The organism is Nocardia sp. NPDC003963 (assembly GCF_053605105.1).
The window spans coordinates 1,442,309-1,467,008 of the sequence record NZ_JBSGIP010000001.1; the positions used below are offsets into that span (position 1 = coordinate 1,442,309).

Consider the following 24,700-nt stretch of genomic DNA (forward strand, 5'->3'; position numbering starts at 1 on the left):
TCACCGCCTGGTGCGCCGCACGGGCGCCGCGTCGGTATCGGTCGTCGAGCGGCGCCGCCGCGCCGCGGTATTCCTGCCCTCCGCGGGCCCGGACGACCGGGACGAGGTCCGTGCGCCGGACCGGGATGTCCCGGCCGCGGTCGATCGGCGTGCACGCGGCCGGGGCGCGGGTTCTCCGGCTTCTTCCTCGTCCGGTTCTTCCTCGTCCGGGAACTCGGCGGTCTCGTCGCCGACTTCCTCGTCCGCCGGCTCGGGCTCGGCGTCCTTCGTCTCCACCGCGGCGGCCCGCCGACGGCCACCGCTGTCCTCGTCCTCGGTCGGCACCGGTAGTTGCAGCCGCTCGTTGAACGCGTCGAGGCGGTTGCTCGCCGCGGTCACCGCCGCCGACCGCACCGCGCCGAGCAGTTCGCCCCGCACGGTATCGGTGATCTTGCCCAGCTCCGCGGTACCACCCAGCGTCGATGCGCCGCGTTCGATCAGTTCGCTTGCGAGCCCCGTGGATCGTTTGGTCATCGCCGCGCCCGCCAGTCCCATGGCCCAGCGCATTTTGCGGGTACGACCCAGGAAATATCCGATTCCCACCCCTAACGCAATTCTTGCTCCGCCTTTCATGCTCACTCCTCGCCGCCTCGGGTACCGCTACACCTCACGACGGGAGCGGCCGAGACCAGAGACCCCAGAAATGGGACAGACCACATTACGGTGGACGGCTTCCAGCGTATTCCTGGTTATCCGCATGGTCGATAGGAATACAGGGCAAGAAACGAACACGGCGGCGAACCGGCGAGACCCCGTAGCGACCCTTCGTCCGGCAATCGCTCGGCGGTCCCGCCGCAGCGCGTCACACCGGGAACTCGTATCGGGTAGAGCGCCGAGTCACGGTCCCGCCTGCGAGCCCCGGTGCGGCTTCCGCCGGAAGCGACACCGGGAAGCAGACCTCCGGCGGTTCAGTTGCGGATCAGGGTGATCGGCAGGCCGTCCTTCGGAAACGGAAGCGAGTGGTAGTCCATCGGTGGGACATAGCCGGGATCGACCGTCCAGTGGTACTCGCGCAGCAACCTGTGCATGATCGCCTTCACCTCCAGACCCCCGAAATACATTCCGATGCATTTGTGTACACCGCCGCCGAACGGTTCCCACGCGAAACGGTGCGATTTGTCCTCACGGCGTTCGGGGCCGAACCGGTCGGGGTCGAAGGACAACGGATCGGTCCAGTAGTCCTCCATGAGCTGGGTGAACTGGATACCCACGATGACATCGGTACCGGCGGGGATACGAACGCCCTCGACCACGGTGTCCTTCACCGCGTACCGGACCAGCACCGGAACCGGAGCCCGCAGGCGCAGTGCCTCCCGCATCACCAGATCGATCGAGACCAGCTTGTCCAGCTCGGCCATTGTCGGCGCCGGCCCGAGGGCGAGCGCCTCGGCCCGGCAACGCTGCTGCCAGTCCGGATGCTGCCCGAGGTACTGCAGGATGGTGGAGGTGGTGATGGTGGAGGTGTCGTGCGCCGCCATCATCAGGAAGATCATATGGTTGACCACGTCGTCGTCACCGAACCGCTCGCCGTCCTCGTCTTCCACATGGCAGAGCACCGAGAAGATATCGTCGGTCCGCTCGGCGCGTTTGGCGGGCAGATAGTGGCGGAGGAAATCCTCGAGCACCTTGCGACCGCGATAGGCCCGGCCCCAGCGAGTGAACGGCGCGTTGATCCGGACGATCCCGGCGGCGGCCTGCACACAGGCGATGAACGCTTTGTTGATCCGGTCCATCTCGGCCTGCCCGGTGTCCTGCACACCGCCCATGAACAGATCCGCGGCGATATCCAGGGTGAGCTGCTTGAGCTTCCAGTACGACGGGAACTCGGTGCCCTCTTCCCAAGCCGCCACCCCCTGCTCGATGGCCGGGTGCAGGCGCTGGGTGTAGGCCTCGAGGCGGGTTCTCGTGAATGCCTCCTGCATGATCCGCCGGTGCGCCAGATGCTCCTCGAAGTCGATGAGCATGAGACCGCGGTGGAAGAACGGGCCGACGAGTTCGGACCAGGCGGGCTCGTTGGCGAACGCCTTGTCCTTGTTCTGCAGAGCCGCGCCGCAGGCGTCGGGTCCGAGCAGCATCACCGCGTTTTTCCCGAGCGCGCGGAAGGGAGCCACCGGCCCGTAGCGCTCCCAGCGGCCGCGGCACAGCGCGACCGGATCCTTGGCGTACTCCAGCACCTGCCCGAGCAGGGGTAATCCGCGGTCGTCGCGGTGCTGGACCGGGATCGGCCGCGTAGCCGCCGGCCCCGTCGTAGCGGCTTCCTCGCGTGGCTCCAGGGCCTCGGCCTTCATCTGCTCACCTCGTGCTGGTGTGGCGGTGGTCACGTCCAGCCTGATTCAGGAAGGATGTCCTGTCAACCTTCGTCGGCCGATTCCTGTGGCATGCTGAGGATGTGGCCGTGCAATCGGGGATCTACCGGGGCGTCAGCGCGGCCGATCGCGCCGCCGAACGCCGCGCCCGGCTACTGGAAGCGGGCCTGACCGTCTGGGCGGACCCGGACACGCGGACCACGATGACCGCCGTCTGCGCCGCGGCCGGACTCAGCGAGCGCTACTTCTACGAAAGCTTCGCCGGACTCGACGCGTTGCTCGAAGCGGTGATGGACGGGATCGCCGCGGAGATCGAGGAGATCAGCCGGCGGGCCGCCGAGCTCGCCGGCGCGGACCCGGCCGCGCGCGCCCGGGCCTCGATCCGCGCGTTCGTCCAACAGCTGATCGACGATCCGCGCAAGGGCCGGGTAGCCATCGTGGAATCGGTCGCGGTCCCGAAATTACGCCGGCGCCGGACCGAACTCCTGCGCCACCTCGCCCATCAGTCGGCGCTGGAGGCGCGGGAGTTCTTCGGGCCCCGCGACCGCAGTGAGAACGCCGACGAAACCGCCGGCCTGCTCTTCGTCGGCGGTATGGCCGAACTGGTCACCGCCTGGCTGGACGGCTCATCACAGGCTTCGGCCGACGAGATAGTCGACGCGGCGTCGCGCGCCCTGGTCGGGCTGTATCGCTGACCAGCTACAACACCGCCGGAGGACAACCGATATCCCCGCCGTGGGCATCAGACAGCGGCGGGCCGCCGATCGGGCGCACCGGCGGAGCGCGCGTTCCGATAGGGCAGGACGAACTGGTACAGCCCGGAGAAGAAGAGCAGCGTCAGCGGGATCAGCGGCAGATAGGAAATCCAGACGACGGGCTCCGGAAGCGACAGCGCTACGAAAGTCGCCAGCACGGTCACCGTGAACGCGACAGCCGCCCAGCGATGCAGTGTCCGGACCCCGCTCGCCGCCGGACGGGTACCCGATTCCGGGAATCGCGCCGACCGACCCGCCGGGCCGCCGCGCCGGACCGCGACGAGGGACCGGACATACAGATACACACCGGAGAAGAACAGCAAGGCGAGCGGCGGAAGGGGTAGATAGGACAACCATTCCGGACCCCGCAGCGCCAGTGCGACGACGGTGACCACGAGAGTCGCCGCGAAGATCGGCGCCAGCACCCGGTGCGCCCGCCGGAACCGCTTGTTCCAGGTCATCATGTTCTCCTCGGAGGTTCGTGTTCCCGGCGATCTGCCGTACGAACGACGTTGCCGATGACGCTAAGGGCGGTGCTGTGGCCGGCGCTTCTCGATTCCTGATCGCTTGTCGCCGCTACCCGGCCGGTATCGCGCCGTCGAGCTGTGCGGCGACCAGCGCCTCCAGCTCGGCGCGACCAGCAGTGCCGAGTGCGCCGCCGAGCGCCTCGGCCAACCGCTCGAACGGATCCTCCAGCGGTAGCCCTTCCAGGGCCGCCGCGAGCTCCGGGATCGTCCACAACGCGTCCCGGTCCACCTGTTCGCCGCGACGCCATCCGTGGTTCACCGCGACCGAACCACCCCGGACCGAGAGAACCTGACCGGTGAGCGGGCAGCCGGGCCCGACCAGATAGCCGACCACCGGAGCGAGAACTATCGGATCTTTCGGATCGAAAGCATCCGGCCCCGGATTCTCGGCCATGGTCGGCACCGATTCGGTCAGCCGAGTGCGCACCATGGACGGGCTGACACAGTTGACACGTACGCCGAGCCGCCGCAGTTCCAGGGCGTGCACTGTCGTCATCGCCGCGACCGCGGCATTGGCCGCGGCGTAATTGGTCTGCGTGGGTAGCGGATTGAGCAGGCCGGACCCGGAGGCGGTGTTCACCACGGATCGGTCGAGACGGTCACCGGCGGCGTAGCGTTCGCGCCAGTAGGCCGCCGCATGCCGGCTCACCGCGAAGGTTCCCTTCAGCTTCACCGCGACCACCTCGTCGAATTCGGCCTCGGCGAGCCGGTCCACCGGCCGGTTGGCCTCGATCGCCGCATTGTTCACCACGGCGTGCAGATCGCCGAATTCCGTTACGGCCCGGTCGATCATGGCTTCCGCGGCGGCCCAGTCGCACACACTGCCCGTATCGGCGACCGCGGAACCGCCGCGCGTCCGTATCTCCGCCACCACGGCCGCGGCCACGGATTCGTCGCCGCCCGAACCGTCGATATCCACTCCCGGATCGTTGACCACCACGTTCGCTCCCGCGGCCGCCAGATACAGGGCCTCGGCCCGTCCGATACCGCGGCCCGCACCGGTCACCAGCACAGTCCGGCCGTCCAGTTCGCCCATCGCCGTCTCCTCCTTCACGCCGAGTCGTCCACTCGAGTAACTACGCATCAGTGCAAGTATGCACTAGTGCATTGTGCTGCGCCAGGGGTTAGTCTGCTCCGATGGGCGAGACGACGGGTCTACGAGATCGGAAACGCGCGGAGACCCGCGCGGCCATCATCCGCGCCGCGACGGATCTGTTCCTCGACCGCGGATTCACCGCGACCTCGGCGACCGATATCGCGAACTCGGCCGGCGTCTCCCGGCGGACCTTCTTCCACTATTTCCCCGCCAAAGAGGATGTCCTCTTCCATCACCTCGAAGGACATATCCGGGCCGCGCTCGACGCACTCGACCGCCTGGATCCCGGCACCGGCCCATGGGATTCGGTGCAGGCCGCGGCGCTCACCCTGGTCGACGCCTTCGAGACCGCCACGGACCGCTCGGACGAACTCGCCGATGTACGTGCCGAGGTCGTGCGCGGCGCCCGCGGAATTCCCGCGTCTCTCATGTCACGGCTGCAATCCGCGCACACCCTGCTCCTCGAATCACTACGGGCCCGATTCGCCGACCCGGCGCTGTGGCCGACAATGGCCACCCATCTCGGCGCGTGTCTGGGTGCCGCGGTCGCCGCCGCGGTCATCGCCGCACCCGCCGACCGGGTGACCGCCATGCGGGCCGCGATCCGTAGCGCCGGAACCGGTTTCGCCGGTTGACGCCGGGCAACGCACGATCCCGCAACGACGGTCAGCGGCGGTCGAGCACCACCCGGGAGAGCGTATCGAGCGCGTAGCCGAGGACGCCGATCACCACGATCACCGCCATCACCTGGTCATAGGCGAGCTGGTCGCGAGCATTGAGGATCTGGTACCCGAGTCCGGAACGCACGCCGAGCATCTCGGCGGGCACCAGCACCACCCAGGCGATACCCAGGCCGATCCGTACGCCGGTCTGCACCTGTACGCGGATCGCGGGCAGGATCACGGTCGAGAGCTGTTCGCGCCGAGTCGCACCGAACGAACGCGCCACCAGCAACAGCCCAGGATCGATCGCCCGCACCCCGGCCGCCGTATTGAGCACGATCGGCCATACCGAGGCCGCCGCGACCAGGAAGATCACCGGCTGGTTCCCGATACCGAACAGCGCGACCGCGATCGGCGCCCAGGACAACGGGGAGATCATCCGCAGGAACTGCACCACCGGGGCCACCGCCTGTTCGGTGGCGGCGTGCAAGCCCAGCAGCAACCCGAGCGGAATACCGACGGTGATCGCGATCAGCAACCCCACCAGCAACCGCCACATACTCACCGCGATATCCGGGAGCAGCACCCCGCGGTCGAACAGTTGCCCGGCCGCGCCGGGAACGTGTTGCGGGCCGAACTCGCGGAGCAGCGATTCGGGTCCGGCCACCAGATCGGTGAGCACCCACCACAGCAGCAGGGCAGCGGCGACGGCGGCGAGACGGGGCAGCCAGGTAGCGGTCCGGGGCCGGGTGTCGACGGTGTTCACGATGGATCGATCTCCTCGATGCGGGTGAGCCGGTCGGAAAGGCCGAAGGCGGCCGGGCCGCCCGCGCGGTCGAGCGCGGTACGTACGAAACGGTCGTCGACGAGGGTGTCGTGCACCCGGTCCGGATCCAGGCCGCCGAGGAATCGGGTATCGCCGTCGACGACGGTGTCGTGCATGGCCGCCACCAGTGCGGTGGTGAAGCTCGGAAAGGGGAAGGGCTGGAAGCCGATTCGCTGTGGTTGCCAGGACGGGTGCCGGACCGGACGCGATCCGGGATAGGTGAGCGCCGCGGTGATCGCGGGCAGCGGCTGCGGCAGGTAGGCACCCGCCAGCTGTTTCGCGGCGCCGGAACGGTCGGCGCCGATCCGCAGCTGCGCGGTGACCACCGAATCGGCGACCGCCTGCACGGCCGCCGGGCGCCGGTCCACTAGCTCCTGGTGCACGACCAGCGCGCAGCAGGCGTGGTCACGCCAGAGATCGCCGAGGAACCGGTGGATCCGGCCGACCCCGCGTAGTTCGGCGACAGCGTTGAACGGGTCGGCCACGGTGAAGGCACTGATCGAACCGTTGGCCAGCGCCGGGACCATATCCGAGGGGCTCATCACGACCAGCTCGACCGTGCCCGCCGAACGCGAGGCCGCACCACGGATCACCGGCCGTAACCCGTTGGCACGCAGCAACTGCTGCACCACGATGTTGTGGATGGACCACCAGAACGGGATGGCGACCTGCGTCCCGGCCAGTTGCCCGAGCTCGGTGATGCCGGGCGCGACCGTCAGGGCCGATCCGTTGGTGTGATTCCAGCCGAGAACCCGTGCCGGCGCGCCCAGGCCGAAGCGCAACTGCACCGCCATCGGCATGAGCAGGTGCACGATATCGACCTGGCGGGTGAGGAACGCTTCGGCCAGGGCGGCCCAGCTGCGGAACAGCACCGGTTCGGCGAGGTCGGCGGCCGCGGGGCCGCGGTCGGCGAGCAGCAGCGGCGCGGCGTCGGTGATCGGCAGATAGCCGATCCGTAGTCGCTCACCGCCGCGGCCGGGTCGCTGCGCGGCCGCCCGGCCGAGATCGGCCAGGCCGGCGAGGCCACCGGCCGCGACGAGTCCGGCACATCCGCAGAGCAATCCCCGCCGCGATATCGACGGAACGCTCACGATATCACCGCTGAATCCCGGTAGCGGTCGATGATGCGCTGCCGCAACAGATCCCGTTCGGCGGCGCCACCGAGTTCGCGGAACTCCGCACGCACCGTACCGCCCGTCCCGATCAGTACGATCCGGTCACCGAGGCGGAGGGCCTCGTCGATATCGTGGGTGACCAGTACCGTGGTGCAACCGATTTCGCGGACCAGTCCGGCCAGCCAGTCCTGCAGATCGGCGCGGACCGCGGGGTCCAGCGCGCTGAACGGTTCGTCCAGCAGCAGCAGGCGCGGTCGTACCGCCACCGCCCGGATCACCGCGACCCGTTGCGCCTGTCCGCCGGAGAGTTGATCGGGACGGCGGTCGGCGAGACCGGCCAGACCGAACCGATCCAGCAGTCCGGCCACATGGTCCGGGTCGAAACCGGCCCGGTGCCGCGCGAACCGGCCGCCGAAGCCGACATTGTCCCGCACCGACAGCCAGGGCATCAGCAACGGCTGCTGGAAGACCACACCGGTGGCCGGCCTCCCGGTCTCTCCTTCCCTCCAGCTGATCTCACCGCCGTCGAGCCGGTCCAGACCGGCGACCACGCGCAGCAGCGTCGATTTACCGCTACCGCTGGCACCGAGCACGACGAGCAGTTCGCCCGCGCCGATCTCCAGATCGACGCCGTCGAGTACGGGATCCGTGCGTCCGGAATAGGTCTTGCGGGCACCTGCTAGTCGTACTGCGACAGTTCCCACCGCAATTGGCCTTCCGAGGGAGATTGAACAGGGAGGAAAGCGGCTTCCCGGAACCGCCGGTTGGTATCGCAGTGCAGGGCATAACCCGCCCCACCGCGCAGGGTCGATTCCAGCCGGGTCGCGTCGACCGCCGTACACGCCGCGTCCAGACGCAGGCGGATGAGTTCGGCGGGCAGGGTCGCGTGGGCATCGGCGGCGAAGCCGTGCAAACGCTGCCGCACCGAGGAATACTTGTCGGCGAGAGTGCGGTACTGCGTGCGGAACTGGGCACCGAGACCGTCGAGCCGGGTGCCGGCCTCGGTCACCGAGGTACCGGCGACTCCTACACAGAACGCGGTCTGCAGCAGCAGGAACACCGGCCGGATCGTCGCGCAGAACGCCGGCAGATCGGCGGTGACCAGTCGGTCGGCGGGCACTTCGACCCGGTCGAAGGTCAGCGCGGTCGAGGCCGTGGCCCCGAGCGCCAGCAATTCCGGCGCCGGGCGAATGTGCACACCGTCGGCGTCGGCGCGGACCACACCCACCCGGCCGCCGCCGTCCCGACCCCGGAACGGGAAGACGATCAGCGAATCCCGGAAGACATTGGAAGCCCATGCGATAGGGCCGGTGACCCGGTCACCTACCGCCTCGTCGGCGCGCAGCGGCAGTTCCCCCAGGCCGGCGAGATGTTTGAGCGCCGCAGCCATCGCGGTCACACCGATCTGCCGACCGGACGCCAGATCGTCCAGGTAGCGATCGCGCACCGGTTCCGGTGCGCGCCGGACGTATTCGAGGGTCATCCGCTGGGCCCACACCGAGAATCCCGCCGCCAGGCTCTCGGCGGCGACCCGCTCGACGACTCCGGCGATCTCGCGGATATCGGAGCCACCGAGTCCGGCGGTGAGCAGGCCGTGCCCGCCGATCTCGGCGATATCGGCACGGATATCGGTCCGTCCCAGGTCGAGGTCGGCGGCGCGGGCCCGGACGAATTCGGCGACCGCGCGCCCGGCGGCGGAAGTGACGGTGACGGTCATATCCGCGGATCCGCCAGTTCGTGCAGCCGGTCGACCGGGGTGTTCACCGCGTCGCGGGCGCGGCGGACGGCGGCTTCGTCGGGCGCGTCGTAGAAGCAGAGGCATTTGGCCGTGTCCTCACGGACATAGGTCCGCAGGAAGCTCACCTCGGGCACATCGGCGTACTTGGGGGCGTTCGCCTTCTTCCGGGCCAGATAGGTGTCCATATCGATCTCGGCGGGGATATCCCATTCGACCAGATATCCGGCGCCGGGCCGGGCTGCCTTGATCGCGGCCGGATCGGCACCCACCAGCCGGATTTCGTGTGGACCGTCGACGGTATCGGCGAGCAGATCCGCAGCCGGGAGCGCGGGAGCGCGACAGCTCGCGAATTCGGTGATCGCGAAGATCCGGGTCGCCCCGGCGGTGACCTGGGCTTCGATCAGTGCGCCGCCTTCTTTCTCGACGCGGGTGCCGAATTCCTCGATGGTGCGGGCCGCAGCGCCGGTGGGCAGGAGTTCGTAGAGATACAGGGACATGAGGGCAGCCGCCTTCCGGGGTGGGATCTGTGCGAGCGCGCGGCCGCGCGGGCGGCCGGGAGAGAGTGCGAACGATCGGCGCCGCGCGGAGCGGAGCCGGATCAGCGCCGGTGACGACAGGCAGCGGTGGCCACGCGCACGAGGTCCACGTGCAGGCGGCGGGTGAGATTGCTGCGGGTCACGGAAGCAGGGTATCCATAGATAGAACGATCTGTCTATATCGAGAAATGGTTATGGTGGACATGTGGCCACAACAACCGAGTCCGCGGCACCGGCATCCGCCGAACGGCGCGGCAAACCCGCGCCGGTACAGCGCCTGCTCGATACCGCGACCACCCTGTTCGCCCGGCACGGTATCCGCGCGATCGGAATCGACCGGATCCTGGCCGAATCCGGCGTGGCCAGAGCCAGCCTGTATTCCAGCTACGGCTCCAAGGACGCACTGGTCATCGCCTACCTCGAACATCTGGACCGCCGCGATCGCGCCCGGTGGGACGACGCCACCGCCGCGATCACCGATCCGGCCGCCCGCATCCTCACCTTCTTCGACCTCGCGCTCGCGTCCGCGCCGGACCGCGGTTTCCGTGGTTGCCAATATGCCAATGCCGCAACCGAATTCCCGGACGAGGCGCTCGCACCCGTGGTCGCCCACCGCCGCTGGATGCTCGACACCCTCGCCGAACTGCTCGAGGCTCGCGGGGCCCCCGACGCCGCCGGCCTCGCCCGCCGCATCCAGTTGATCTACGACGGCGCCCTGGCCGGCTCCAAACTCGAGCACGCCGTGGAACCACTACGCCTGGGCCGCGCGCTGGCCGCCGGGCTCATCCCACCCGCCTGAGGCCGGGCCGGAATACCGGGCACCCCCGACGGATGTGCTTGGCTTGCGCACGTGAATTCCACGCTGGTCCGGACCGCCGCCGATATGCTCGCCTGGTCGGCGACGCTCGCCGGTACCGCCGGCATCGGGCTGCACTTCAGCCGTTCGTCCGCGCAATTACCGGTGCTCGCCGCATCGGGTGCGCCGTATCTGATGGGTTCCGCACTCGTCGGTGTCGCCGCGTTCGCCGCCGGGCGGCGCTGGAGCGGTGCCGGATTGGCGCTGCTGGTCGCGACCGCCGGGATGTGGACGCAGCTTCCGCTGTACCGGTCGGACGACGCCGCGAACACCGGGCACACATTGACGGTGCTACAGGCGAACCTCCTCTTCGACGGGGCCGAGCCGCGGGCATTCGTCGACGAGGTACGAGCGCGACAGGTCGACCTGCTGACCGTCGACGAACTCACCCCCGCCGCGGTCGAGGCGCTCGGCCGGGCCGGGCTCGACGAGCTACTGCCCCACCGGTATCTCTCCCCCGGCCGGACCGCGACCGGTACCGGAATCTGGAGCAGCTATCCACTGTCGGACACCGTCGAATACGACGGGTTCGTCCTGAACCAGCTCTCCGCGACGGCCACTGTGCCCGATATCGGGCCGGTGGCTGTCTACGCCTTCCATCCGGTACCACCGGTGTACGGGACTCGCGTGTGGGCCGACGAATTGTCGCGGCTGGACGCGATCCTGCGGGCGGCTCCCGCGGACCGTCCGGCGATCGTCGGCGGCGACTTCAACGCGACCTACGACCATGCGCAGTACCGCGCGCTGCTGGACGGGCGATTCGCAGACGCCGCCGTCCAGGCGGGCGCCGGACATCTGGTCACCTACCCGACCGATAAACGGTGGCCACCGCTGGTCGGAATCGACCACATTCTCGTCGCCGGCGGCAGTGCGACGACGGTGGAGACGGCCGCCCTGCCCGGCGCGGATCACCGGGCACTGGTGGCGCGGATCGGCTTTCCCGATGGCGGGCACCCGGCGGGCTCGTGAACCGATCCGTCGGTCGTGGGTGGTTCGGCCTACGCCCGGTCCCGACGGAGAATCGTCCGGCGGCGAAGAGCTCTGAACCTACCGGTCGGCGATCGTCGCTCGCTCGTGCCGTCGGAGCCCACACCCGGTACGACAGCAGAATTCGCGTCACGGGAATTCTGAATCCGCGGATCGGGCGCCACCTCGGTGATCGGCCGGCTGTTGTCCGCGCACCACGAAGAAACCGCGGCAGCGCTGCTAGCATCCCGCTGTGCCGTCGTCGGCCGACCCGCGCCGACCACCCCGCGGGGTGAACCCGGGACGGCCGGCCGCAGAGGTGGAGGCTGTTCGATGACTATTCGCACTGAGGTGTTCGCCACCGCCGGCGAACTGGCGGCGACGATCGCCTCCGGAGCGCCCGTGACACTACTCGACGTGCGCTGGCGGCTGGACCGTCCCGACGGCCGGGCGGACTATCGCGCGGGCCATCTACCCGGTGCCGTCTACGTCGATCTCGACACCGCGCTGTCCGACCATTCGCTGGCCGGCCGCGGCCGGCACCCGCTGCCCGACGGTGCGGCACTGCAACGGGATCTGCGGGCGTGGGGCGTACGCGAGGGTGTCCCGGTGGTGGTCTACGACGACTGGAATCGCGCGGGATCGTCTCGCGCGTGGTGGGTGCTCACCGCTGCCGGAGTGCCCGAAGTGCGCATTCTCGACGGGGGCCTCACCGCGTGGCGGGATTCCGGCGGCACTGTCGAGCAGGGGGATGTGACCCCGGCTCCCGGTGACGCGACGGTCACCCACCCCGACCTCTACGCCGGGGCACTCGGGGTCGTCACCGCCGGGGAACTGGGCGATATCGTCGCGCACGGCACCCTCGTCGACGCTCGCGCACCGGAGCGGTACCGGGGCGAGCACGAACCGGTCGATCCGGTGGCCGGGCATATCCCGGGGGCGGTCAATATCCCGGCGACGGCGCTGCTCGACGCGGCAGGCCGATTCCTCCCGGACGACGAGATCCGCGCCCGGTACCCGGAATCGGACTCCGCCGCCGCGGAACCGCTGGCCGTCTATTGCGGTTCCGGAGTGACGGCCGCGATCGCGGTCGCCGCGTTGACCGCCGCCGGGCGGGAGGCGAGCCTCTTCCCCGGTTCGTGGTCGCAGTGGAGCGCGGACGCCGCCAATCCCGTCGAGGTCGGCGAGCCGTCGGCGGCCGACGCCTGAAACCGCTCTCCGGTTCGAGCCGGACGGCCGGCCCGCGTCGATCCGGATGAGTGCGCGACATACTTCTGTGTCCGTGGCATTCGCCGGGAGCAGTAGGCGCCGGTGCGCAGTGGGCGGGCCACCCGCACGCCCACTGCTCGCCACCTCAGTTCGCCCGGCCCGTCCGGTGAGATGATCGCGCCGCAGCGCGGCTCCGGATTCGGCGAGCCGATCGCCGAAGGTGCGCGGACCGGGGTGGATCACCCGGAGTGCTTCGGTATCGGTGCCGGCCGGCCCGTAGGCCACCGGCGGAATTCCGAATACGGCGGCGACACCGTCCAGTGCGGCCGACGCGGGCACCGCCGCCGCGCGGCCCTGACCGCCGGAGGGTCGTGATCCACGGCTACGGATCTGCCGCGCGGCCCGAACTCGCCGATCGAGCCCGACTCCCGGAACCCGCGTGACACGAACGCGTGCGCGATCCGCGCGCTAGGGTGACGCCATGGCCGAGACGCCGCTGACCCGGTTGCGTGCGCTGTGCACGGCGCTGCCCGAGACCACCGAACGGCTCAGCCACGGTGAACCCGCCTGGTTCGTCCGGGGGAAGAAGACCTTCGTCATGTTCGCCGATCACCATCACGACGATCGGGTGGGATTCTGGTGCGCGGCACCGCCCGGCGCCCAGGAGGCCATGGTCACCGCCGAACCCGCCCGGTTCTTCCGGCCACCCTACGTCGGCCATCGCGGCTGGCTCGGCGTCTATCTCGACGTACCGGTCGATTGGGCCGAAATCGGCGAGATCGTCCTCGATGCCTACCGCGCGGTGGCACCGAGGACATTGGTGGCCCGGCTGGACGAGCAGCATCCGGCCGACGGGTGAGACCCGCGCGGAACCGGCTGGAACCGGGATAACTTGTGGCCGGCGGGCAGTTCTACTCGTGCCCGTCGGCCTGCGCACCGCACATGGACCGTAGACCGCGATCGATGAAATCGATCATCCACTCGAAGCTGACTTCGGGGTCGCCGGTCCACTGGAACCCGTCGGAGGCCTGCAGCGAGGCGAACCCGTGGAAGGCACTGCGCAGCGTACGCAGCGCGTGATCCATCTGGCCCTCGGGCACGTGGTAGCCGCGCAGTACCGCGACCATCGAATCCACCAGGCGGGTACTGGGTTCCAGCAAAGGATCCGCATCTCCCGCGAATACGACACCGACGGTGGCCGCGTATCGGCCGGCATGCGCGACCACATATCCCCGGAAGGCCCGGGCGAAGGCGCACAGTGCGTCCCGCCCCGACAATCCGTGCATGGCGTCGCGTACCTCGCGGTCGAGTTCGGTCAGCGCCAGCAGCGCGATACCGCGCCGCAGCTCCGCCAGACTCGCGACATGTTTGTACAGCGAAGGCGTCCGGATGCCCAGCCGGGCGGCCAGCGGCCCCATCGCCAGCTGGTCGTAGCCGGCCTCGTCCGCCAGTTCGGCGCCGGCCCGGACGACTTCGGCCGTGTTGAGCCCCGCCCTAGGCATCAGCGGTCTGCGCGAGGAAGGCCAGTACGAGCTCGGCGACCCGGTCGGGTGCGTCCGCGTGCGGATAGTGCCCGGACCCCTCGGATATTTCGACGCGGCCCCTGCCCGCCGGCATCAGCGCTACGACAGCCTCGCCCTCGGCGCGCGGATCGGCGAAATCGGGGTCTTCGGTACCCATGATGACGAGCGCGGGGACCTCCACCGCGGGCAGCTGCGCTTCGGCGTCGGCCGGGGTGGACTTACCGGTTTTCCCGAATTCCGCCATCCGGCCGGGTTCGCGGAGTTTCGCCGACAGGTCCGTCATATATCGGTCGTAGTCCGCGGGCTTCATCGGGTAGGCGATATCCAGATACCGCATCCACTGCCCGAGGCTCTTGAAGACGATCGCCGCCGCCAGATGCGTCATCCCGCGGCGATAACGCGGCAGGGTGAACATCGCACCCAGCGCGAACTTCTGCGTCCTGGTCACCGGGTTGAGTCCGACGATCCCACGGACGAGTTCGGGCGCCTGCGCGGCGGCGATGGTAGCCGCGCCACCGGACAGCGAATGTCCGACGATCACCGCGGGCCCGCCGAGATGACGGATCAGCGCCAGCAGATCCCCCGCGACATCGGTGCGCGAGATGGCGTCCCCGCCGTCGTGGGATTTCCAGTTCGTGCTGGATTCCCCGTGTCCGCGCATATCGACGGTCGCCACCCGGTACCCGGCCGCGATCAGCTTCGGAGCCAGGAAACGGTAGGCCTGCCGGACGTCGCCGATACCGGGCGACAGCACGATCAGCGGACCGTCTCCGGCCACGTCGTAGGCGAGCTGTCCACCGTCGATGGTCAGGTACTCGGTCATATCGACTCCTGTAGAGCTACTGGCTACCAGTGATAGCTTTAAAGCTAATTCAATTAGCCAAAGCCGTCAACCGTTCGCGCGACCGATACGTCGGACCCGGGTATCCGGTCCGCGAACAGCGGATGCGACGACGGACGTGGGCGGAGGCGGGGCGGGCGCGCCGGTCCGTGGATCCGCCGCTTGACCATGCCGTTGCGGCATGGTTTCCACTGTCCGTGCCGGCGCGTCCGCGTCGGCGGGCTCGTGACGCGAATACCGGAAGGGGACCGATCGTGGCCGCACAGTGGGAGTACAAGGTGCTGACCTACAAACTGCGCATGAAGGGTTTCGACTACGACCGCATCCAGCAGGACCTCAACGATCTCGGCCGTGAGGGCTGGGAAGCGTTCAGCACCCTGGCCCCGAGCTTCGGTTCGGGACAGGCCATCGAGATCAGCGTGATGCTCAAGAAGCTCGCGGCCTGATCGAGCAGGGCGGCCGGACCGGAGCCGCGTTCACCGACCGGCGGCCAGCACTGCCGCGAGACCTTCCCGCAGGTCCTGGACGAAATACTCGGGGACCTCCAGCGACGGGAAATGTCCCCCGGTTTCGGGCACCTTCCACCGGACGATCCGCCGGTACCGCTGCTGTGCCCAGGGACGTGGACACTTCTCGATATCGCGGGGATACATCGTGAGTGCCGACGGGACGTCGACCCGGAGTCCGGGGTCGAGCGAGTTGTGGCTTTCGTAGTAGATGCGGGCCGCCGAGGCGCCGGTCCGGGTCAGCCAGTACAGGGTGACGTCATCGAGAACGCTGTCCATGGAGATCGTCTCGAACGGGCTGTCCTCGGTATCCGACCACTCGGCGAACTTGTCGAGGATCCAGGCGAGCAGGCCGACCGGTGAGTCGACGAGCGAGTAGCCGATGGTCTGCGGCCGGGTCGCCTGCTGCTTCGCGTAGGCCGCGCGATGGCGCCAGAAATCGCGGGTTTCCTCGATCCATTCGCGCTCGACCGCCGTCAGCCCGTCGGTTGCCGACCCGGGCGGCGCCTCCGCGAATGTTGTGTGGATGCCGAGAACATGCTCCGGGAACCGGCCGCCGAGAACCGTGGTGATATTGCCTCCCCAGTCGCCGCCGTGGGCCGCGAACCTGCGATAGCCGAGCCTGCCCATCAGTTCGACCCACGCCGCCGCGATCTTCTCGGTTCCCCACCCGGTGGTGACCGGTTTGTCGCTGTAACCGAAGCCCGGCAGCGATGGGACCACGACATGGAACGCGGGCGCGTCCGCGCCTTTCGGATCCGCCAGCTCGTCCACTATGTCGACGAACCGGGTGATGCTGTCCGGCCAGCCGTGCGTCAAGAGCAGCGGGGTGGCATCGGCGCGCGCGGATCGGCGGTGCAGGAAGTGGATGCCCAGATCGTCGATGGTCGTGCGGAACTGGCCGATGCGGTCGAGGCGCTCTTCGAACGACCGCCAGTTGTACCCGGTACGCCAGTAGTTCACGACATCGACGAGATCGGCGAGGGGAACGCCCTGTTCCCATCGGCGCCGGCCGGGCGCGGCGGGATGGACCGTCTCTACCTCCGGTAGCCGCGCCGCGGCCAATCGCGCGCGCAGATCGTCGAGGTCGCCGGCGGTCGCATGAGATTCGAATGTCTGAACGTCGCGGGCCGGCCGGTTCATGCGATGCCACCGAAAGCAGCTGCCGTGGTGACAGCGCCCCGATCGATACCGGCCGCGGCGGCGACGAACCACTGTGTGGACATGGGACCTCCTGCCATCGTGGCACCGGTCCAGTCACTCGCGAACCGGCTGAGAAGGTTCTAACACGCCCGGACGGCAGCGGGCAACCTGCTAAGGTGGTTCCATGCCCGCCCGGTTCCCCGACTTTCGTCTCGGTAGTGTGCTGGCGACCAGCTTCACGGCGACCCTGACGGAACGGTGTGGCGACGCGGTGGAGCGCATCCCCACGCCGCAGCGACTCGTCGACTGGCTGGCGGTGAACGGCCTGGCCGTGGAGTACTGCACTGCCGCCCAGCTCGAACTCGCCCGGGAACTACGGGAATCGATCCACGCCGCAGCGACAGCGACCGCGATCCATGACGAGCTCCCCGCGTCGGCTGTCCGAATCATCAACGACCGCAGCATCGAAGGCCGGGCCGCGGCTGTTCTCACGCCCGCGGGCGATCGTCGATGGCGACTCGGCCCGACTGCACGTGTGGAGGATGCCCTGAGCGTGATCGCCGCCGACGCGATCAGCATCATCGCGGGTGAACGAGACGGAAAATTGGCCCTGTGCGCATCGCCGACCTGCCGCGCCGCCTTCTTCGATACCAGCCAGAGCCGGACCCGAAAATGGTGTGATATGAACACCTGTGGGAATCGCCAGAAGAAGGCGCGCTTCCTTGCCAACCGGCGCAAGAACGGGACCGACGCGTCGTCCGGTGCCCGCTGATCCGTGTAGCCCCGGAGGGCGCGCGGAAGGAGAGACCGGTCTCTGCACACGCCCGGCGAAATCGGAGGCCGCTACCGCTCCTGACAGCTTTCGGGAATCCGGGGCCGTCTCTTCGGTCACGAACGCCGGTCGCTCGCCGGAGGTCCCGCCGTGAAAGCCTCTACACGGTCGGCGACCCAGTCGGCACAGGTGCGAGCCGGTCGGCCGAGGACCGCGGCGACGTCGCCGGTCACCACCGCATTGCCGCCCCCGGGTGAAAGCCTTGTCCGGCCAGCGCACCGTCCGCGAATTCGAGGGTGGCACCCGCGGCCAGCATCTGTTCCCGCGCATCGGGTTCGGCGATATCGGTCACCTCGACAGGCCGCCCGGGCGCGGCCGCGAGGGTGGGGTCCGGTGGCGCGGTGGGCGCCATCTCCGGCACGTGGGTTCCGGTCCGGCCCGAACAGCGTACGGGCGCGGGCGCGGCGCGCGTTACGGGATCGCCCAGCCGGATGGCGTCGGTGAGGATCCGGCCGGCAGTCCAGCGGGGATCGAAGGAGTCGAACCGGTTCCGTCACCACGGTTTTCCGCTCACAGGATCGGTATGTCGGGTGGTATCTGCAGAGCGACGGTGATCAACGAGTGGATACGGGCACTGATCACCGTCAACAGGCCGTGGATCTCGGCCGGCGCGGTTTCGGCGGCGGCGTGCAGCAGCTTGAGATCGTCATCGATCCGGGTCAGGACGTTCTCGATATCCCCGGGCGCGGCACTCAACGCGGTGGCGATCTCCTCCAGGGGCAGCCCCTGGGCCTCGAGGCGCCGGACGAGGTGGACGCGGGCGATATCGTCGGCGGCGTAGAGCCGGTAGTTTCCCGTCGTGCGCTCGGCGGGGGTCAGCAGGCCGAGACCCGTGTAGTAGTCGATCGTGCGGGCGCTGACCTCGGCGCGGGCAGCGAACTCACCGATCCTCAGTAGGGACTCGGACACACATCACCTCCTTCCGCCACCCACAACCATACAGTGGTGCGTGCTAGTGTCGGAGTATGTCCGCATCTGGATCTCGGCAAACGCCGAGCAGCACCGGTACGGGGCGGCTGTCGCGCCGAATCGCCTGCCCGTGCTGACCGGACGCGGCCGGCACATATCCACGGCTACTTTCGCGCATGCCTACCGGCGACCGCTCGTCACCCGCGGAGATGCCGGCGATGCGCAAGATGTCGTCGCGGCCGGCCGGACGCCCGCGGCGGCGCCGGACAACCGATAACCCCTCGAGAATCAGGAGTAGCCGAATGAGTGTCAGTCTCGCCAAGGGCGGCAATGTCTCGTTGTCGAAGCAGGCGCCGAACCTGACCGCGGTGGCGGTCGGGCTGGGCTGGGATGTACGGGCGACCACCGGCTCGGATTTCGATCTGGACGCCAGTGCCATCGCGACCGGACCCGATCAGAAAGTGGTCTCGGATCAGCATTTCGTCTTCTACAACAACCTGCGTTCCCCCGAGGGCAGTATCGAGCACACCGGCGACAACCTCACCGGCGAAGGCGAAGGCGACGACGAGGTGATCAATGTCGACCTGGCGGCCACGCCGCCGACCATCACCAATATCTTCTTCCCCGTCTCGATCCACGACGCCGATACCCGCCAGCAGTCGTTCGGTCAGGTGCGCAACGCGTTCATCCGGGTAGTCGATCGGGCGAACGGTGCCGAACTGGCGCGCTACGACCTCAGCGAGGACGCCTCGACCGAGACCGCGATGGTGTTCGGTGAGTTGTATCGCAGCGGCGCGGAATGGAAATTCCGCGCTATCGGGCAGGGCTACGCCTCGGGCCTGGCGGGAATCGCCCGCGACTACGGCGTGAACGTCTGACCCGGGTACGAGCGGAGACCATCCGATGGGAATCGACTACACCAAACGACAGGCGCCGACCGGCACTCCCGCGCCCGGCGGCGCCGCCTCCGGGGTGAGCCTGAGCAAAGTCACGCTGACCAAGTCCGAGCGCAGCGTCGACCTCACCAAATCCGGTGAGCCCCAGGGCGTGATGCGGGTGAATCTGAACTGGACCAACCCGGAGCCGGCCCGCAAACCCGGATTCTTCGCCAAACTCCTGGGCGCCGGCGGCGGTATCGATCTGGACCTGGGCTGCCTCTACGAACTCACCGACGGATCCAAGGGTGTGGTCCAGGCGCTGGGCAACACCTACGGCGATCTGCGCACACCCCCGTTCATCGCCCTCGACCGCGACGACCGCACCGGCGCCGCGGCCGGTGGTGAGAATCTGCACATCAACCTCGCCGATCCCACCGTGTTCCGCCGGATCCTGGTCTTCGCCATGATCTACGAGGGTGTGCCGAACTGGGCCGCCGTGGACGGCGTGGTCACGATGTACCCGACGGCCGGCCCGCAGATCGAGGTACGCCTGGATTCGGCGGTCGACGGGGCCCGGCTGTGCGCGGTCGCGCTGCTGACCAATTCCGGCAGTGGCCTGACCGTGCAGCGCGAGGTCGAGTACATCAACGGCGGCCAAGCCGATCTCGACCGCGCCTACCAGTGGGGTATGCGCTGGGCGGCCGGCCGCAAATAGCTCGCCCCGGCCACCCGGTCCGCGGCGAATCCGATTCCCCGAGCAGAGAGAGCTCATGAAACGCGCTTCGCGCAAATATCGACAACCCGGCTCGCGCCGTGACGACGAGCCGCCCCCGCGTCCGGCCGGAGCGCGGCCGTGCTGACCGTGTTGAATATCGTGGCCGGTGTCGTGGTCGTCCTGCTCATCACGGCGCTGACGGGTTATTTCGTCGCGCAGGAATTCGCGTACATGGCGGTGGACCGCTCCCGGCTCAAGGCCCGGGCGACCGACGGCGACAAGGCCGCCGGACGCGCGCTGCGGGTCACCCGGCGCACCTCGTTCATGCTCTCGGGCGCGCAGCTCGGCATCACGGTGACCGGGCTGCTGGTCGGATATGTCGCCGAACCGCTCATCGGCCGGGGCCTCGGGGAGCTGCTGGGCGGTGTCGGGGTACCGACCGCGGTCGGGATCGGAATCGGGGCGGTTCTGGCGATCGCGTTCTCGACCGTGGTGCAGATGCTCTTCGGCGAGCTGGTGCCGAAGAATCTCGCCATCGCCCGTCCCGAACCGGTCGCCCGCTGGCTCGCCGCCTCGACGACGGTGTACCTCAAAGCCTTCGGATGGCTGATCCGGCTGTTCGACCAGTCCTCGAATCTACTGCTGCGCGCACTACGTATCGAACCGGTCCACGATGTCGAGCATTCGGCCACGCCCCGTGACCTCGAGCATATAGTCGCGGCGTCACGTGACTCCGGGGAGCTGCCCGTCGAACTGTCCACGCTGCTCGACCGGATCCTCGACTTCCCGACCAGCACCGCCGAGCACGCCATGATCCCCCGTGCGCGCGTCGATACAGTGCACGCCGACGATCCGGTCGCCGAGGTACTCACCCGGATGCGAACGGGTCATACGCGGTATCCGGTCGTCGGCGACTCCAGCGACGATCTGCGCGGGGTGATCCAACTCCACGACCTGCTCGGCGGGGATGCCGCCGGCACCGCGCAGACCCGGTCCCGCCCCGCCGTCCTGGTGCCGGAATCGCTACCGCTGCCCGAACTGATGGACCGGCTCGACAGCGCGGGCGAGGAGATGGCCCTCGTCGTCGACGAATACGGTGGTTTCGCGGGCATCGTCACCGTCGAGGATATCGCCGAGGAACTGGTCGGCGAGATCGCCGACGAACACGATCCCGGAACCGCCGCGGATATCGTCGCCGAGGGGGACGGGTGGCTGCTGGCCGGTGCCGTCCATCTCGACGAGGTCGAGCGTCTGCTCGATCTGACCCTTCCCCCCGGTGATCACGAAACCGTCGCCGGGCTGGTCATCGGTGCGTTCGGCGGCCTCCCCCAGGTCGGTGATCACGTCCGCATCGACCTGCACGCGGAGGCGGCCGACTATATCGCCGACCCGCCACGACCGGCCCGCGCGCTGTTCGCCGAGGTACGCCGGGTCGACAAGCATGTTCCCGCGGCGGTGTTCGTCACCGTGCGGGCCGAGGCGGAGGACACCGGCGATGAGTAGTCCCTGGACCGTCGCGGCGGTCACGATCGGGTTGATCGCGGCCAGCGCGTTCTTCGTCGCGGTCGAGTTCGCGCTGATCGCCGCCCGCCGGCACCGGCTCGAGGATGCCGCCGCCACCAGCGCGGCGGCGCGCGCGGCACTGCGCAGTGCGTCGGAGCTGTCGGTACTGCTGGCCGGATCTCAGCTCGGTATCACCGTCTGCACCCTCGCACTGGGCGCGGTCACCAAACCCGCTGTGCACCACTGGCTGACCCCGCTGTTCGAAGATCTCGGCGCCCCGCTGTGGGTCGCCGATGTCATCGGGTTCGTTCTCGCGCTGATCGTGGTGACCTTCCTCCATCTGGTCGTCGGTGAGATGGCGCCGAAATCGTGGGCGATCGCGCACCCGGAGAAATCGGCCACGCTCCTGGCGATTCCGATGCGCGCGTTCATGTGGTTCACCCGTCCGCTGCTCACCGCGCTCAACAGCACCGCCAACCGGTGCCTGCGCGCGGTCGGCGTGACACCCGTCGACGAGGTCGATTCCGGGCAGGACCCGGCCGCGTTACGCCATCTCGTCGAACACTCGGCCACCGCGGGCACTCTCGACGAGCGTTACCACGGCAATCTCATCAGCGCCCTCGAACTGGAACAGCTCACCGTCGCCGATATTCTCCGGCCCGACAGCGGTCTCAGTGCCGTCGCCCCCGACGCGGGGCCGGAGACGATCCAGGCGATTGCCCGCGATTCCGGTCATCTCCGGTTGCTGGTCCGCGCCGGGCCCCGGATCGACGGTGTTCTGCACGTGCGGGACAGCCTGCACGCCGGACCGGATACCACCGCGCGCGAACTGATGCGCCCGGTGCTGGCCCTGGTATCCACGACCAAGGTGTACGAGGCATTGCAGACCATGCGCGAAACCCGAAGCCATCTCGCCACCGTCACCGCTCCCGGCAGTGCGGACCCGATCGGCCTCATCACCATCACCGATGTCCTGCAGCGCCTGCTGCCCCGACCCGCTACGGAGACCACACCGGGCTGACCGACCCATACCGGATCTCCGCGTCTCCGACACGGCGACGCGGAGATTCCCATGCCGCACGAAACATCAGCCGCACGAAACAGCAACGGCCGCAATCGCACAACGCCGCACTCGCACAACAATGAACCGCACCGAGCATCCCGGCCGGATGTGAGATCGTGGAACCGCGTCCCGTACGGGTCGCGGGCCCGCGATCCGGGTGCGTTCGCAATCGAGGAGGAGCATCATGAGCACCGGCAACTACGATCCCCGATTCGGAACGGCCACCGGAGTGACTCCGGGTGGGCTCGGCAAACGCGCCGCCGCCCGCTTCATCGACTGGATCATCGCGCTGATCGTCGGCGGGATCTTCTTCTGGCTGCTGAACAAATCCGCGCATACCCCCGGCTGGGTCTCGATCCTGCCCGGCGCCGGGTTCGCTTTCCTGTACTTCCTCGGCTTCGAGGTCGTCACCGGTTCGACCCCCGGTAAGAAACTGCTCGGCCTGCGCGTCCTCGGGTCCGACGGTGCGGAGAAACCCAGTATCAAGGATTCCGCACTGCGTAATGCCTATATGCTGCTCAACCTGGTTCCGTGCATCGGCGGCGTGCTCTGGTTCTTCGCCGCGCTCGCCATCGGGGTCACGGTGGGTTCGAGCTCGACGAAACAGGGCTGGCACGACCAAATCGCGGACGGAACCCAGGTGGTCGAAGACCAGTGACCGCGCTTCCCCGCCGGGACCGGACGACCGCGACCTGTGCGGCCGGTCGGTCATCGTTCGCCCGGTCCGGCGGGGAAACCCCGGCGACGCCGGCACCGATCAGGTGCGCAGGTGCACGCCCGTCAGCAGTGCGCCGTGTACACCCCCGCACCCGGGCGGCCCGGCCCTTTCGGCGGACTCTCCAGGTACTTCTCGAACGGATGCAGTCGCCCGATACCCATTTCGATATCGCGTTTCAACGCTGAGTAACCGGCGGCGTGGTACAGCGCGACCGCCTCGGGCTGGCGTGGCCCGGTGGTGAGGTAGATACGCCGGTATCCGCACCGGGCGATCTCGGCCTCCAGTTCCGCGAGGACGAATCGGCCCAGGCCGCGGCGGCGGTGCTCGCGCGCGGTCCAGATACGTTTCAGTTCGGCGGTCGTGGTGTCGTAGCGCCGGAAGGCCCCACCGGCGACCGGTTGCCCGTCCTCGACCACCACCAGTAACGCACCATCCGGCGCGGCGAATTCTGTGGCGGGATACGTCGTCAGATCGTGTCGCACCTCGTCGGCACTACCGCCGTACCGGCTGCTGTATTCGACTGCCAGTTCGGCCAGCAGCGGCGCGGCGAGCGGATCGTCCTGTGCGACACGGCAGACGCGGCCGAATGGTAGACCGCCACCGGATTCGGTCCGAGATATCCGTCGATACGGTGCGAGGACAGCGCCAGGTAGTAATCGGTCGACTGCTGGTAGTAGGCGATATCGATGGCCGGCAGGCCCTCGGCGATATTGCGCTCGTTCCATTCGACCAGCAACTGCTCCTGGTTGGTACCGCTGCCGACACCGATCCGATTACCCGCCAGCGATTTTCGGTCCGTATAGCTCCAGCCGTCGTCATCCGGGACCTCCAGCGCGATATTGTCGAGCCGGTAGGTGGCGAAGTCGTATTTCTCCTTGCGCTCCTCGGTGACGGTGACATTGGAGATGAACGCGTTCACCTCGCCGGAATCGATCTTCACGAAATTCTGCGACCAGTCGGCGGCGATGGCCTCCAGCCGCAGGCCGAGGATGAGGATATCGGCGACCAGATAGGCGAAATCGATCTCCGATCCGACCAGTGTCCGGTCGTCGGTGGCGTGGAACCGCAGCGGCGGGCCGGTGGTGGCCGAACCCGTGACTACGAACGTGCCCCGGTCCCGGATGTACTGCGGAACCCGCGCCGCGATGACGTCGACCGCGTCGGTCCGGATCCGGGTCGACTGTTCCGGTGAGAGGTCGAAGACCTGACCGTCGGCGGTGCGGACTTCGTCACCGGGTACACCACCGCCGCCGCAGGCAACCGTCACCAGCGCCACAGTGGTGAGCACAGCGGCCAGAATGGATGCCATCGCTCGCGCGGGCGGCCACCATCACCGCGCGTGCAGTCCGCCGGCCGCTATCCGGTCGTGGTCGTGCCCCCGCAGACGATCACGCCCCGCAGCACCTGCCGAGCACTCCGATACCGGCCGCGACGGCAA

The 24,700-nt window shown here is 68.6% G+C and carries 29 protein-coding genes and 1 pseudogene; 13 read left to right on the plus strand and 17 right to left on the minus strand.

What is annotated here, in order from left to right; all coding sequences use genetic code 11:
• Both ACWEWT_RS06680 and ACWEWT_RS06685 read right to left on the minus strand, forming a co-directional pair.
• Nucleotides 1-612: a hypothetical protein gene (locus ACWEWT_RS06680; protein WP_452556889.1), complete on the minus strand. Its 612-nt coding sequence runs from the start codon at nt 610-612 to the stop codon at nt 1-3.
• Between the two features lie 335 nt (nt 613-947).
• Nucleotides 948-2,327, minus strand: a complete 1,380-nt coding sequence (locus ACWEWT_RS06685; protein WP_452556891.1) for a cytochrome P450 — start codon at nt 2,325-2,327, stop codon at nt 948-950.
• 101 nt (nt 2,328-2,428) lie between these two features.
• Between ACWEWT_RS06685 and ACWEWT_RS06690 the strand changes: the two genes are divergently transcribed.
• A complete protein-coding gene (locus tag ACWEWT_RS06690) occupies nt 2,429-3,040 on the plus strand; it encodes a TetR/AcrR family transcriptional regulator (RefSeq protein ID WP_452556893.1) in 612 nt (203 codons plus the stop codon).
• Between the two features lie 47 nt (nt 3,041-3,087).
• On the opposite strand, the gene ACWEWT_RS06695 is transcribed toward ACWEWT_RS06690, so the two are convergent.
• Nucleotides 3,088-3,564, minus strand: coding sequence for a hypothetical protein (locus ACWEWT_RS06695; RefSeq protein ID WP_452556895.1), 477 nt, complete (start codon nt 3,562-3,564; stop codon nt 3,088-3,090).
• Between the two features lie 112 nt (nt 3,565-3,676).
• Nucleotides 3,677-4,711: an SDR family NAD(P)-dependent oxidoreductase gene (locus tag ACWEWT_RS06700; RefSeq protein ID WP_452556897.1), complete on the minus strand. Its 1,035-nt coding sequence runs from the start codon at nt 4,709-4,711 to the stop codon at nt 3,677-3,679.
• 53 nt (nt 4,712-4,764) lie between these two features.
• Here ACWEWT_RS06700 and ACWEWT_RS06705 point away from each other — a divergent pair, with 53 nt between their 5' ends.
• Nucleotides 4,765-5,358, plus strand: coding sequence for a TetR family transcriptional regulator (locus ACWEWT_RS06705; RefSeq protein WP_452556899.1), 594 nt, complete (start codon nt 4,765-4,767; stop codon nt 5,356-5,358).
• Between the two features lie 31 nt (nt 5,359-5,389).
• Here ACWEWT_RS06705 and ACWEWT_RS06710 read toward each other — a convergent pair whose 3' ends face one another.
• The 6 genes from ACWEWT_RS06710 to ACWEWT_RS06735 form a co-directional block, all read right to left on the minus strand.
• Nucleotides 5,390-6,151: an ABC transporter permease gene (locus ACWEWT_RS06710; protein WP_452556901.1), complete on the minus strand. Its 762-nt coding sequence runs from the start codon at nt 6,149-6,151 to the stop codon at nt 5,390-5,392.
• The gene (locus ACWEWT_RS06715) at nt 6,148-7,302 is read right to left on the minus strand and encodes an ABC transporter substrate-binding protein (protein WP_452556903.1); all 1,155 of its coding nucleotides are present in this window, start codon (nt 7,300-7,302) and stop codon (nt 6,148-6,150) included. Before ACWEWT_RS06715 ends, ACWEWT_RS06710 begins: the two co-directional genes overlap by 4 nt.
• Nucleotides 7,299-8,030: an ABC transporter ATP-binding protein gene (locus tag ACWEWT_RS06720; RefSeq protein WP_452556905.1), complete on the minus strand. Its 732-nt coding sequence runs from the start codon at nt 8,028-8,030 to the stop codon at nt 7,299-7,301. Before ACWEWT_RS06720 ends, ACWEWT_RS06715 begins: the two co-directional genes overlap by 4 nt.
• On the minus strand, nt 8,006-9,043 hold the full coding sequence (locus tag ACWEWT_RS06725; protein ID WP_452556907.1) for an acyl-CoA dehydrogenase family protein: 1,038 nt from the start codon (nt 9,041-9,043) through the stop codon (nt 8,006-8,008). The genes ACWEWT_RS06720 and ACWEWT_RS06725 overlap by 25 nt, the downstream gene beginning before the upstream one ends.
• Nucleotides 9,040-9,561, minus strand: a complete 522-nt coding sequence (locus ACWEWT_RS06730; protein ID WP_452556909.1) for a DUF4242 domain-containing protein — start codon at nt 9,559-9,561, stop codon at nt 9,040-9,042. Before ACWEWT_RS06730 ends, ACWEWT_RS06725 begins: the two co-directional genes overlap by 4 nt.
• A gap of 101 nt (nt 9,562-9,662) precedes the next feature.
• Nucleotides 9,663-9,743, minus strand: a complete 81-nt coding sequence (locus ACWEWT_RS06735) for a putative leader peptide (protein ID WP_452557694.1) — start codon at nt 9,741-9,743, stop codon at nt 9,663-9,665.
• Nucleotides 9,744-9,805: 62 nt separating this feature from the next.
• On the opposite strand from ACWEWT_RS06735, the gene ACWEWT_RS06740 reads away from it, so the two are divergent.
• The 4 genes from ACWEWT_RS06740 (at nt 9,806) to ACWEWT_RS06755 (ending at nt 13,490) form a co-directional block, all read left to right on the plus strand.
• Nucleotides 9,806-10,399 (plus strand): TetR/AcrR family transcriptional regulator, encoded by a 594-nt coding sequence (locus tag ACWEWT_RS06740; protein WP_452556911.1) that lies wholly within the window; start codon nt 9,806-9,808, stop codon nt 10,397-10,399.
• Between the two features lie 51 nt (nt 10,400-10,450).
• A complete protein-coding gene (locus ACWEWT_RS06745; protein WP_452556913.1) occupies nt 10,451-11,425 on the plus strand; it encodes an endonuclease/exonuclease/phosphatase family protein in 975 nt (324 codons plus the stop codon).
• A 330-nt stretch (nt 11,426-11,755) separates the two neighbouring features.
• On the plus strand, nt 11,756-12,631 hold the full coding sequence (locus ACWEWT_RS06750) for a sulfurtransferase (RefSeq protein ID WP_452556915.1): 876 nt from the start codon (nt 11,756-11,758) through the stop codon (nt 12,629-12,631).
• Between the two features lie 481 nt (nt 12,632-13,112).
• Nucleotides 13,113-13,490, plus strand: coding sequence for an MmcQ/YjbR family DNA-binding protein (locus tag ACWEWT_RS06755; protein ID WP_452556917.1), 378 nt, complete (start codon nt 13,113-13,115; stop codon nt 13,488-13,490).
• A 52-nt stretch (nt 13,491-13,542) separates the two neighbouring features.
• Here the strand turns inward: ACWEWT_RS06755 and ACWEWT_RS06760 are convergent, their stop codons facing one another.
• Nucleotides 13,543-14,133 carry a TetR/AcrR family transcriptional regulator gene (locus ACWEWT_RS06760; RefSeq protein WP_452556919.1) on the minus strand — a complete coding sequence of 197 codons (591 nt, stop codon included), beginning with the start codon at nt 14,131-14,133 and terminating at the stop codon, nt 13,543-13,545.
• Entirely contained in the window at nt 14,126-14,977 is an 852-nt protein-coding gene (locus ACWEWT_RS06765) for an alpha/beta fold hydrolase (RefSeq protein ID WP_452556921.1), read from the minus strand. Before ACWEWT_RS06765 ends, ACWEWT_RS06760 begins: the two co-directional genes overlap by 8 nt.
• A 272-nt stretch (nt 14,978-15,249) precedes the next feature.
• On the opposite strand from ACWEWT_RS06765, the gene ACWEWT_RS06770 reads away from it, so the two are divergent.
• On the plus strand, nt 15,250-15,441 hold the full coding sequence (locus ACWEWT_RS06770; protein WP_452556922.1) for a DUF4177 domain-containing protein: 192 nt from the start codon (nt 15,250-15,252) through the stop codon (nt 15,439-15,441).
• A gap of 30 nt (nt 15,442-15,471) precedes the next feature.
• On the opposite strand, the gene ACWEWT_RS06775 is transcribed toward ACWEWT_RS06770, so the two are convergent.
• Nucleotides 15,472-16,644: an epoxide hydrolase family protein gene (locus ACWEWT_RS06775; RefSeq protein WP_452556924.1), complete on the minus strand. Its 1,173-nt coding sequence runs from the start codon at nt 16,642-16,644 to the stop codon at nt 15,472-15,474.
• Nucleotides 16,645-16,828: 184 nt separating this feature from the next.
• Between ACWEWT_RS06775 and ACWEWT_RS06780 the strand changes: the two genes are divergently transcribed.
• On the plus strand, nt 16,829-17,416 hold the full coding sequence (locus ACWEWT_RS06780; RefSeq protein WP_452556926.1) for a CGNR zinc finger domain-containing protein: 588 nt from the start codon (nt 16,829-16,831) through the stop codon (nt 17,414-17,416).
• A 229-nt stretch (nt 17,417-17,645) separates the two neighbouring features.
• Here ACWEWT_RS06780 and ACWEWT_RS06785 read toward each other — a convergent pair whose 3' ends face one another.
• Complete coding sequence (locus ACWEWT_RS06785) at nt 17,646-17,837, minus strand: hypothetical protein (RefSeq protein ID WP_452556928.1); 192 nt, start codon at nt 17,835-17,837, stop codon at nt 17,646-17,648.
• Nucleotides 17,838-17,986: 149 nt separating this feature from the next.
• Entirely contained in the window at nt 17,987-18,385 is a 399-nt protein-coding gene (locus ACWEWT_RS06790) for a MerR family transcriptional regulator (protein ID WP_452556930.1), read from the minus strand.
• A gap of 302 nt (nt 18,386-18,687) precedes the next feature.
• On the opposite strand from ACWEWT_RS06790, the gene ACWEWT_RS06795 reads away from it, so the two are divergent.
• The 5 genes from ACWEWT_RS06795 to ACWEWT_RS06815 all read left to right on the plus strand — a co-directional run bounded on the left by ACWEWT_RS06795 (nt 18,688) and on the right by ACWEWT_RS06815 (nt 23,202).
• Nucleotides 18,688-19,263, plus strand: coding sequence for a TerD family protein (locus ACWEWT_RS06795; RefSeq protein ID WP_452556932.1), 576 nt, complete (start codon nt 18,688-18,690; stop codon nt 19,261-19,263).
• 25 nt (nt 19,264-19,288) lie between these two features.
• Nucleotides 19,289-19,978: a TerD family protein gene (locus ACWEWT_RS06800; RefSeq protein ID WP_452556934.1), complete on the plus strand. Its 690-nt coding sequence runs from the start codon at nt 19,289-19,291 to the stop codon at nt 19,976-19,978.
• Nucleotides 19,979-20,116: 138 nt separating this feature from the next.
• Nucleotides 20,117-21,481 (plus strand): hemolysin family protein, encoded by a 1,365-nt coding sequence (locus tag ACWEWT_RS06805; protein WP_452556936.1) that lies wholly within the window; start codon nt 20,117-20,119, stop codon nt 21,479-21,481.
• Nucleotides 21,474-22,502, plus strand: a complete 1,029-nt coding sequence (locus ACWEWT_RS06810) for a hemolysin family protein (RefSeq protein WP_452556938.1) — start codon at nt 21,474-21,476, stop codon at nt 22,500-22,502. Before ACWEWT_RS06805 ends, ACWEWT_RS06810 begins: the two co-directional genes overlap by 8 nt.
• 226 nt (nt 22,503-22,728) lie before the next feature.
• The gene (locus ACWEWT_RS06815; RefSeq protein ID WP_452556940.1) at nt 22,729-23,202 is read left to right on the plus strand and encodes an RDD family protein; all 474 of its coding nucleotides are present in this window, start codon (nt 22,729-22,731) and stop codon (nt 23,200-23,202) included.
• Nucleotides 23,203-23,324: 122 nt separating this feature from the next.
• Here the strand turns inward: ACWEWT_RS06815 and ACWEWT_RS06820 are convergent, their stop codons facing one another.
• Complete coding sequence (locus tag ACWEWT_RS06820) at nt 23,325-23,882, minus strand: GNAT family N-acetyltransferase (RefSeq protein WP_452557695.1); 558 nt, start codon at nt 23,880-23,882, stop codon at nt 23,325-23,327.
• Nucleotides 23,837-24,571: pseudogene (locus ACWEWT_RS06825) on the minus strand (transporter substrate-binding domain-containing protein); the annotation flags it as partial. The gene ACWEWT_RS06820 and the pseudogene ACWEWT_RS06825, both read right to left, overlap by 46 nt.
• Between the last annotated feature and the right edge of the window lie 129 nt (nt 24,572-24,700).